Annotated in this window: 8 protein-coding genes; 4 read left to right on the top strand and 4 right to left on the bottom strand. The window is 71.1% G+C overall.

Features of this window, described 5'->3' with window-relative positions:
- The first annotated feature begins 759 nt into the window (after positions 1–759).
- Positions 760–1,785, top strand: a complete 1,026-nt coding sequence (trpS, locus tag ACIGWZ_RS34070) for a tryptophan--tRNA ligase (RefSeq protein ID WP_400070897.1) — start codon at positions 760–762, stop codon at positions 1,783–1,785.
- 44 nt (positions 1,786–1,829) lie between these two features.
- Here trpS and proC read toward each other — a convergent pair whose 3' ends face one another.
- The 3 genes from proC to ACIGWZ_RS34055 all read right to left on the bottom strand — a co-directional run bounded on the left by proC (position 1,830) and on the right by ACIGWZ_RS34055 (position 4,360).
- Positions 1,830–2,639 (bottom strand): pyrroline-5-carboxylate reductase, encoded by an 810-nt coding sequence (proC, locus tag ACIGWZ_RS34065; RefSeq protein ID WP_400070895.1) that lies wholly within the window; start codon positions 2,637–2,639, stop codon positions 1,830–1,832.
- 96 nt (positions 2,640–2,735) lie between these two features.
- Positions 2,736–3,512, bottom strand: a complete 777-nt coding sequence (locus tag ACIGWZ_RS34060) for an ABC transporter permease (RefSeq protein ID WP_400070893.1) — start codon at positions 3,510–3,512, stop codon at positions 2,736–2,738.
- The gene (locus ACIGWZ_RS34055) at positions 3,509–4,360 is read right to left on the bottom strand and encodes an ABC transporter ATP-binding protein (RefSeq protein WP_400070891.1); all 852 of its coding nucleotides are present in this window, start codon (positions 4,358–4,360) and stop codon (positions 3,509–3,511) included. Before ACIGWZ_RS34055 ends, ACIGWZ_RS34060 begins: the two co-directional genes overlap by 4 nt.
- Before the next feature lie 265 nt (positions 4,361–4,625).
- Here ACIGWZ_RS34055 and ACIGWZ_RS34050 point away from each other — a divergent pair, with 265 nt between their 5' ends.
- From ACIGWZ_RS34050 to ACIGWZ_RS34040, 3 genes are all read left to right on the top strand, one after another.
- Positions 4,626–5,054, top strand: a complete 429-nt coding sequence (locus ACIGWZ_RS34050) for a hypothetical protein (protein ID WP_400070890.1) — start codon at positions 4,626–4,628, stop codon at positions 5,052–5,054.
- A 252-nt stretch (positions 5,055–5,306) separates the two neighbouring features.
- Complete coding sequence (locus ACIGWZ_RS34045; protein WP_400070927.1) at positions 5,307–6,800, top strand: SulP family inorganic anion transporter; 1,494 nt, start codon at positions 5,307–5,309, stop codon at positions 6,798–6,800.
- A gap of 87 nt (positions 6,801–6,887) precedes the next feature.
- Positions 6,888–8,300: a M1 family metallopeptidase gene (locus tag ACIGWZ_RS34040; RefSeq protein WP_400070888.1), complete on the top strand. Its 1,413-nt coding sequence runs from the start codon at positions 6,888–6,890 to the stop codon at positions 8,298–8,300.
- A gap of 30 nt (positions 8,301–8,330) precedes the next feature.
- On the opposite strand, the gene ACIGWZ_RS34035 is transcribed toward ACIGWZ_RS34040, so the two are convergent.
- On the bottom strand, positions 8,331–9,182 hold the full coding sequence (locus ACIGWZ_RS34035; RefSeq protein WP_400070887.1) for a class I SAM-dependent methyltransferase: 852 nt from the start codon (positions 9,180–9,182) through the stop codon (positions 8,331–8,333).
- Between the last annotated feature and the right edge of the window lie 23 nt (positions 9,183–9,205).

Raw genomic sequence — 9,205 nt, 5'->3', positions numbered from 1 at the left:
CATCTCCCGGAAGTTTCCGGTCGACGGGGTATCAACATATCTGGCGTTGACTTTTGGCACGCTGTTGAGTTCTCAAGGAACGGACGCTTCCTTTGTGCCTGTTTCACCAGGCTCTCCGGGCGCTTCCCTTCGGTCTTGCGTTTCCGACTCTATCAGATCCTTGCGGCTCCGATTTTCGCCGGTGCGTTTCGGCCTTTCGGCTTCTTCGCGTTTCCAACCTTACCAGATCCGTTTCCGTCTCCGGCCCCCTGTTGGAGCGGGGTTCGGCCGCTTCGCTTTCGCTTTTCGGCCTTTCCGACTGTATCAGATCCGATTTCGTTCCGTTTCCGGTTCGAATTCAGTTCCGATTCCCTGTCGGGGTCACTACTTTAGCGGAATTCCTCGGTGACTCATAATCGAGTCCCGGTCCGAATTCCGGCATGCCGAAATCGTTCCCGGTGAGGGGCCGTGCAGTAGTGGTGTGCCGCGAAGCGGCGGGATGGCTGCCCGGGGCCTGCTGGCTCCGTGGCAACTCGGAGAACACTACACGAGGGGTTGAGGTGCTTCAAACCCGTGCGGGGTGCGGGTTGTGGCGGTACTTTGGGGTGCATGACTACGCATGCGCTCGTACAGCTGTGGTGGCCCGCCTGACGGCGGCCGACCATTTGCGCATGCATGACCACGGCCGCCGCTTCGGCGGCCGTTCGCGTATCTCCATCTCGTAGCCGGCCGGTGCGGGCGGCGGTCCCTGGGCGTATCGACGACGTAAGGGAGAGATGGATGCTGGGTGAGCGGGCTTTGGGCGCTGCGGGACCACGGATCTTCAGTGGGGTGCAGCCGACGGGGCATCTGACGTTGGGGAACTACCTGGGCGCAATGCGGCGCTGGGTCGAGGTGGATCAGCGGCGGGGCGACGCGTTGTTCTGTGTGGTCGATCTGCATGCGTTGACCGTGGAGCACGATCCGGGGCGGGTGCGGCGGCTGACTCGGCAGGCGGCGACGTTGTTGCTGGCGGCGGGGCTGGATCCGGAGCGGTGCACGGTGTTCGTGCAGAGCCATGTGGATGAGCATGCGCGGCTGTCGTATCTGATGGAGTGCACGGCTTCCGACGGCGAGATGCGGCGGATGGTGCAGTACAAGGAGAAGGCGGCGCAGGGGGCGGCTCGGGGGGAGAGCGTGCGGCTGTCGTTGCTGACATATCCGGCGTTGATGGCGGCGGACATCCTGGCGTACGGGACGCAGGAGGTGCCGGTGGGGGCGGACCAGGCTCAGCATGTGGAGCTGACGCGGGATCTGGCGGTGCGGTTCAACAACCGGTACGGGCCGACGTTCGTGGTACCCAAGGCGACCCTGCCGAAGGTGGCGGCGCGGGTGATGGATCTTCAGGATCCGACGTCGAAGATGGGGAAGTCGGGGCAGGAGCGGAAGACGGGGGTTGTTTATGTGCTGGATGAGCCGGATGTGGTGCGGAAGAAAGTGATGCGGGCGGTGACGGACGGGGGAAGTGAGGTGGCGTACGAGCCGGAGGCGCGGCCGGGGGTGGCCAATTTGTTGGATGTGCTGGCCGCTTGTACGGGTGGGGATCCGGTGGAGCTGGCGGGGGCGTACGGCTCGTACGGGGCCTTGAAGAAGGACACGGCGGACGCGGTCGTGGAGGTGTTGCGGCCGGTGCGGGAGCGGCATGCCGCGCTGTCGGCGGATGCGAGCCATGTCGATTCCGTGTTGCGCAGCGGGGCCGAGCGGGCCCGTTCGATGGCGCGGCCGCGGGTGGATGCGGCGTATCGGGCCGTGGGGCTGCTGGCGTAGGCGGGTACGGGCGGGGCGCGCGCGGTGCGGCGCCCCGCCGTATGTCAGGCGTTGCCCGAGGCCAGTTCGCGGCTGCGGTCGCGGGCGGCTTCGAGGGCCGAGAGCATGGCGGCGCGGACACCGTGGTTCTCGAGCTCGCGGATGGCGTTGATGGTCGTGCCGGCCGGGGACGTGACGTTCTCGCGGAGGGTGACGGGGTGTTCGCCGCTGTCGCGGAGCATGACGGCGGCGCCGATGGCGGCCTGGACGATCAGGTCGTGGGCCTTGTCGCGGGGGAGGCCGAGGAGGATGCCGGCGTCGGTCATGGCCTCGACGAGGAAGTAGAAGTAGGCCGGGCCGGAGCCGGAGAGGGCCGTGGCGGCGTCCTGCTGGCTCTCGGGGACGCGCAGGGTCTTGCCGACGGTGGAGAAGATCTCCTCGGCGAGGGTGAGGTGGCCGGCCGTGGCGTGGGTGCCGGCGGAGATGACGGACATGGCCTCGTCGACGAGGGCGGGGGTATTCGTCATGACCCGTACGACGGGGGTGCCGGTGGCCAGCCGTTCCTCGAAGTACGAGGTGGGGATACCGGCTGCGCCGCTGATGACGAGGCGGCCGGCGGGGATGTGCGGGGCGAGCTCGGTGAGCAGCGTGCCCATGTCCTGGGGCTTGACCGTGAGGATCAGGGTGTCGGCGGCCTCGGCGGCCTCGGGGTTGCTGACGGCCTCGACGCCGTAGCGGTCGTGGAGCGCCTTGGCGCGTTCCTGGCGGCGAGCGGTGACCAGGAGGTCGGAGGGTGCCCAGCCGCCTCGGATCATTCCGCTGAGGAGGGCTTCGCCGATTTTGCCGGTGCCGAGTACGGCGACCTTCTGGGTCATGCTGCGGTTCACCTCGCCGGTGGTGCCTGATCGGTTACGCCGTCATCCTCGCACCTGGGGGCGCGAGGTGCCGGGGCGTATCGAGGGCCGGACGCGTCAGTTCGTGCGGCGGCGGAGGGTGGCGGCGCCGAGAACGAGGACGAGGAGGGCGCAGCCGGTGACGACGAGGGTGTCGTGGACGAAGCCGGTGGTGATGTCGGGGTGGTGGAGGACTTCGTTCATGCCGTCCACGGCGTAGGACATGGGGAGGACGTCGGAGAGGGCTTCCAGGGCCGGTTGCATGGTGCTGCGCGGGGTGAAGAGGCCGCAGAGCAGGAGCTGGGGCATCAGGACGGCGGGCATGAACTGGACGGCCTGGAACTCGGAGGCGGCGAAGGCCGAGACGAAGAGGCCGAGGGCCGTGCCCAGGAGGGCGTCGAGGACGGCCACCAGGAGGAGCAGCCAGGGGGAGCCGGTGACGTCGAGGCCGAGCAGCCAGACGGACAGGGCGGTGGCCAGGGCGGACTGGAGGACGGCCAGGAGGCCGAAGGCGAGGGCGTAGCCGCTGATCAGGTCGGCCTTGCCCAGGGGCAGGGCGAGCAGGCGTTCCAGGGTGCCCGAGGTGCGTTCGCGGAGGGTGGCGATGGAGGTCACCAGGAACATCGTGATCATCGGGAAGATGCCGAGGAGGGAGGCGCCGATGGTGTTGAAGGTCTCCGGGCGGGCGTCGAAGACGTAGCGGAGCAGGGTGATCATCGCGCAGGGGACGACGAGGAGCAGCGCGAGGGTGCGGGGGTCGTGGCCCAGTTGTTTCAGGACCCGGGCGGCGGTGGCGAGGGTGCGGGACGGGGAGAGCGGCCGGGTCCTGGTGGGGTGGGGTGCGGTGGTGGTCATCGGGCCGACTCCTTGGGGGTGGTTCCCGGTCGCCGGGCGGCGGCCTCGGCCTCGTCGACGAGGTGGAGGAAGGCGGCCTCGACGGTGGCGGAGCCGGTGCGTTCGCGGAGGGCGGCGGGGGTCTCTCCCCCGGAGTCCGCCGGGGAGGTGCCGCCGGCCAGGATGCGGCCCTCGCGCATCAGCAGGAGGCGGTGGCAGCGCTCGGCCTCGTCCATGACGTGGGAGGAGACGAGGAGGGTGGCGGCGCGGGCGGTGGCGAGGGTGTGGAAGAGGTTCCACATGTCGCGGCGGAGGACGGGGTCGAGGCCGACGGTGGGCTCGTCGAGGACGAGGAGTTCGGGGGCGCCGAGGAGGGCCACCGCGAGGGAGACGCGGCTGCGCTGGCCGCCGGAGAGGCGGCCGGCCAGGGCGTCGGCGTGGCGGGTGAGGTCGACGTCCTCGATGGCGCGGGTGACGGTGGCGCGGCGTTCGGCGCGGGCGGCGCGGCCGGGGTGGAGTACGGCGGCGAAGTAGTCGAGGTTCTGGCGGACGGTGAGGTCGTCGTATACGGCGGGGTCCTGGGTGACGTAGCCGATGCGGGGGCGCAGGCGGGGGTGGCCGGCGGGCCGGCCTAGGACGTCGAGGGTGCCGGTGACGTGGGCCTGGGTGCCGACGACGGCGCGCATCAGGGTGGATTTGCCGCAGCCGGAGGGGCCGAGGAGGCCGGTGATCCGGCCGCGGGGGATGGCGAAGGACAGGTCGTCGAGGACGGTGCGGCCGCCTCGTACGACGGTGAGGTGGTGGGCGTGGACGGCCGGGTCCGCGCCGGAGGGAGCGGCGGGGGCGCGGGAGCGATTCCTGAAATTCATCACGCGATGAATAATCCTGAGGGGCGAGGCGCGCGTCAAGCGGTTGCGGGCCCGGTCTTCCCTGCCGTAGGGCGCTTTGCGGTCGGTATTGCACGCCGGCGGGCGCCGGAGCGATCGGAGCTGATCGTTCCTTTTCGGCAGTTCCGGGTTTACACGGCGGTTACATGCCGAGTTGCGACGGGACGTGTCCTCTTGGACACAATGGAGGGCACTGTCCAGCCACACCGAAACGCGCCGGAACGCGCCGGAACGGGAAGGGGCGATGATGGCCGGCAGTCGTTTTCGTGGCCGCGATCCCGGCCGGTTCCTGTTGGTCGTCGCGGCTCTCGTGGCCGTGGTCCTCGTTCTTCCGGTCGGCGCCTGGGGCGGGTACGGCGAGGCGTACGAGGCGAGGGCTGCGGCCGCGCGGACGGCGGCCGGCGGGTCCGGCCCCGGTGCCGCGGCCGCCACCCCTGCGACGCCGGATTCCCATGACCCTCCGGAGGCCGCCGCCGACCGCTACCGGCCACGCCGTGGCGGGCGGTCGGCGGCCGCGGTGTCCGCACCGCCGCCGCTGTCCACGCCCCTGTCGACCGCCTCCCCCGTACGGCACCCCGACGGCCTGCCCGGGTCCGTCCCGCTGACCGGCCGGCAGGCCGTCCCCTTGTCGAGATCCAGCGAACTGCCGGTCCAGCACCACGTGTTCCGCTGCTGAGAGTCACGCGCCGAGCGCATCTCCAGGGCCTCCCCCGCCCATGCATTCCGACGGATCCAGCCGTCACCTTCATGGCGCCACATGGCGCGCGCCCGGTTGCGCGCCGCCGCGTCGCGCGCCACCGCATCTCGTCACGCTGGAGGCACTCTCATGCAGAAATCCCGGCAGATGTTCCCGCGTCTCTCGGCGCGCATATCCGCGCGCCTGTCCACCCGCAGGTCCCCGCGGCCGTCCCCGGACGCGTCCCCGCGGATGTCCCCGCGGCTGCGCTCCACCTGGCGGGCCGACTTCACCGCGTCGCTCGTCGTCTTTCTGGTCGCCGTCCCGCTGTGCGTCGGGGTGGCCGTCGCGTCCGGGGTGCCGGCCGAGCTGGGGCTGCTCACCGGGATCGTCGGGGGGCTGCTCACAGGGCTGCTGCCCGGCAGCAGTCTCCAGGTCAGCGGGCCGGCCGCCGGGCTGACCGTGCTGGTCTACGAGGCCGTGCAGGAGTACGGGCTCGGCGCGCTGGGGGCGCTGGTGCTGGCGGCCGGAGTGCTGCAGCTGGCCATGGGGGCGCTGCGGCTCGGGCGGTGGTTCCGGGCCATTTCCGTCGCGGTGGTGCAGGGCATGCTGGCGGGGATCGGACTGGTGCTGATCGCCAGTCAGGTGTACGCCCTGATGGATGCCAAGGCGCCGGGGAACGGGCCGGCCAATGTGGCCGGGCTGCCGGAGCTCGCGGCCGAGACCGCCGGGTCCGGACCGGGGCTGGCGGCGCTGGCGGTGGGCGTGGGGACCATCTGTGTGCTGCTGCTCTGGCCGCGCTGGCGGCGGGCGGCGGAGGTGCTGCCCGCTCCGCTGGTGGCGGTGGTGCTGGCGACGGCCGCCGTGTTCGTCCTGGAACTGCCGGTGGCACGGGTCGAAGTGCAGGGCCTGCTGGAGGCCGTACAACCGCCGGGCGGCGCGGACTTCGCGCGGCTGGCGGAGGCGGGGGCGATCGTCGGCGCGCTGGGCACGGTGCTCGCGTTCGCGCTGATCGCGTCGGCCGAATCGCTGTTCAGCGCGGCCGCGGTGGACCGGCTGCACGACGGGCCGCGCACCAAGTACGACAAGGAGCTGATGGCGCAGGGCGCGGGCAATGCGGTGTGCGGGCTGCTCGGCGCGCTGCCGATGACCGCGGTGATCGTACGGAGCGCCGCCAATGTGCGGGCGGGCGCGCGGACCAAGGCCTCGCGGGTGCTGCACGGCGTCTGGCTGCTGGTGTTCGCGGCGGCGTTTCCGGCGGCCCTGGAGGTGGTGCCGGTCGCGGCGCTGGCGGGCGTCCTGGTGCATGCGGGCTGGAAGCTGATTCCGGTGCGCGAGCTGCGCCCGCTGTGGCGCGAGCACCGGGGCGAGGCCGTGGTGCTCGCGGCGACGGCGCTGGCGATCGTGGCCACCAACATGTTCGAGGGGGTGCTCCTGGGGCTGCTGATGGCGGTCGCCAAGTCGGCGTGGGAGACCTCGCACGTACACCTGGAGATCGCGGGGATGGAGGACACCGGGGAGACTCCCCCCTCCGGGCGGCCCCTGCGCGTACGGGCGATCGGGCATGCCACCTTCCTGCGGCTGCCGAAGCTGCTCGACCAGTTGGAGGCGCTGCCCCGGGACCGGGAGATCGAGTTGGATCTGTCCGGGCTGCGGCACCTCGACCACGCCTGTGCGGCCGCGCTCGGCAACTGGTCCGAGCAGCGCCGCCCGGGGCGGAACGCATCACTCCATAACATCCGCTAAACGGAAAGGATCGGCGTTCCGGCGGAAACCGCCGTAGGGTCGGGGAACTTGTTGATCACCAACCCGATCTCCGACCCTAGGAGTGCTGTGACGACCCGCCGGCCCCTGCGCTACTGCGGTGCGACCGCAGCGCTGTCCGTCGCCCTGCTGCTGTCCTCCTGTACGGGAGGGTCGGCGGCCTTCAAGGGAACGGCGGGCTCCAGCGGGGTCGGCGACCCGCTCTTCCCGGCACTGGGCAACGGCGGCTACCAGGTCACCCACTACGGGCTCACCCTCGACTACGACGTGAAGAAGCAGTATCTGGACGCGACCGCCCGCATCACCGCCAAGGCCACGCAGAACCTGCGGTCGTTCACCCTCGATCTGCAGGGGCTGAAGGTGTCCGGTGTGAAGGTCGGCGGCGAGGACGCCGACTTCTCCCGCAAGGGGCACAAGCTGAGGGTCACGCCGGCCACCGGGCTCAGGAAGGGCACGACGTTCCGTACCACCGTCGCCTACAGCGGGACCCCGCAGGAGATGACGGACCCGGACGAGTCGAAGGAGGGGTGGGTCAAGACCCCCGACGGCGCCTTCGTCGCCGGGGAGCCCGAGGGGTCCATGTCCTGGTTCCCGGGCAACAACCACCCCAGCGACAAGGCCACTTACGACTTCGCGATCACCGTGCCGAAGGGCTACACGGCCGTCGCCAACGGGGAGCTGCGGTCGCAGAGGACCGCCAAGGGGCGGACCACCTTCGTCTGGCACAACGGCGAGCCGATGGCCAGCTATCTGGCGACCGCCGGCATCGGGCACTTCCGCTTCACCGTGGACCGCACGCCCGACGGGCTGCCGCTGTACGAGGCGGTGGACCCGGCGGAGGAAGCCGACAGCAGGAAACCGCTGAGCCGGCTGCCGGAGATCATCAAGTGGGAGCAGAAGCTGTTCGGCCCGTATCCCTTCCGTTCCGCGGGCGCGATCGTCGACAACACCCCGGCACGCATCGACTGGACGGCCCTGGAGAGCCAGACCAAGCCGATCTACGCGGGGGCGCCGGACACCGTGACCGTGGTGCACGAGATGGCCCACCAGTGGTTCGGCGACTCGGTCACGCCGAAGACCTGGCAGGACGCCTGGCTCAACGAGAGCTTCGCGACCTACACCGAGTGGCTGTGGGAAGAACGCGAGGGCGGCAAGACCCCCCAGCAGCGGTTCGACGCGCTGTACAAGAACGGCAAGGAGGACTCGCTCTGGGAGTTCCCGCCCGGCAAGCCCGGCAAGCCCGAGAACGTCACCGGTGACCCCGTCTACGACCGCGGCGCCATGCTGCTCCAGCAGCTGCGGAACGTCGTCGGCGACAAGGCGTTCTTCGACATCCTCAAGGAGTGGCCCGCCAAGTACCGCTACGGCAATGCCGACGCGGCGGACTTCATCGCCTTCTGCCAGGAGCGGAGCAACAAGGACCTGACGGATCTCTTCGACGTCTGGCTGTACGGGAAGGGCAAGCCGGACCGGACGTTCTGAGGCGCTTCCCCGTTGTCCCTTTGCCGCTCCTCAGGACGGCCCCGCCGGGCGGCGTGTGACGGTGAGGTCGACCCCGTACCGCTCCCGGACGATGCCGTCCGGGAAGACGTCCAGAAGGGCGGCCCGTTCGTCCTCCAGGACGGCGGCGGCGGTTGCGGGGGCGAGGACGGCGAACTGCGAGTGGCTGCCGAGCATCAAGAGGTGGGTGTCGAGGGGCACCGGCCGGGTCCAGTCCGCCGCCCGGAACGCGGGCCGCAGGCCGTGTCGGCGGAACAGGGTGTCGGGGTCGTCGGTGATGCGGTGGCGGTCGTAGCCGGGCAGCCGCCGGGCGAGCCGGGCGTCCTGGTCGGCGGCCCAGCCGGTCTCCCGGTACGGGGTGTTCCACCACAGGGCGAGCGCGCCACCGGGCCGCAGCACCCGCATCGCCTCCGGGACCGAGCGGGCCGGGTCGGTCCAGTGCCAGGCCTGGGCGTAGCAGACGAGGTCGAAGGCGGCGTCGGCGAACGGCAGGGCGTCGCCGCTCGCCCGGACCAGCGGGGTGGTGGGGAGGTCGGCGCGCAGCTGGGCGGCCATCCCGGCGCCGGGTTCGACGGCGGTGACCTGGGCGCCGCGGGCGGCGAGCAGCGCGGTGGCGATTCCGGTTCCGGCGCCGACGTCCAGGGCCCGGGCGCCCTTGAGGGAGCGGCCGGAGCGTTCCTCGATCGCGTCGAAGAGTTCGGGGGGATAGCCGGGGCGGGATGCCGCGTACTGGGCGGCCACCGCGTCGAAGGAGCGGGCGCGGGCGGCGTGGGCGGGCGGCTGCGGCTGCGGCTGCGGCTGCGGCTGCGGCTGCGGCTGCGGCTGCGGCTGCGGCTGTTGTGACTGTTGGGGCTGTTTTGGCATACGGCCATCCTGCCCGCGCAACG

Source organism: Streptomyces sp. NPDC053427, from assembly GCF_044544985.1.
GTDB lineage: Bacteria > Actinomycetota > Actinomycetes > Streptomycetales > Streptomycetaceae > Streptomyces.
This window is presented reverse-complemented; position numbering and strand designations above follow the sequence as displayed.

Coding starts and splice junctions, on each gene's coding strand:
- proC (WP_400070895.1), bottom strand. CDS start 2,639: ATGACCCAGAAGGTCGCCGTACTCGGCACCGGCAAAATCGGCGAAGCC.
- trpS (WP_400070897.1), top strand. CDS start 760: ATGCTGGGTGAGCGGGCTTTGGGCGCTGCGGGACCACGGATCTTCAGT.
- ACIGWZ_RS34050 (WP_400070890.1), top strand. CDS start 4,626: ATGGCCGGCAGTCGTTTTCGTGGCCGCGATCCCGGCCGGTTCCTGTTG.
- ACIGWZ_RS34055 (WP_400070891.1), bottom strand. CDS start 4,360: ATGAATTTCAGGAATCGCTCCCGCGCCCCCGCCGCTCCCTCCGGCGCG.
- ACIGWZ_RS34045 (WP_400070927.1), top strand. CDS start 5,307: ATGTCCCCGCGGCTGCGCTCCACCTGGCGGGCCGACTTCACCGCGTCG.
- ACIGWZ_RS34060 (WP_400070893.1), bottom strand. CDS start 3,512: ATGACCACCACCGCACCCCACCCCACCAGGACCCGGCCGCTCTCCCCG.
- ACIGWZ_RS34035 (WP_400070887.1), bottom strand. CDS start 9,182: ATGCCAAAACAGCCCCAACAGTCACAACAGCCGCAGCCGCAGCCGCAG.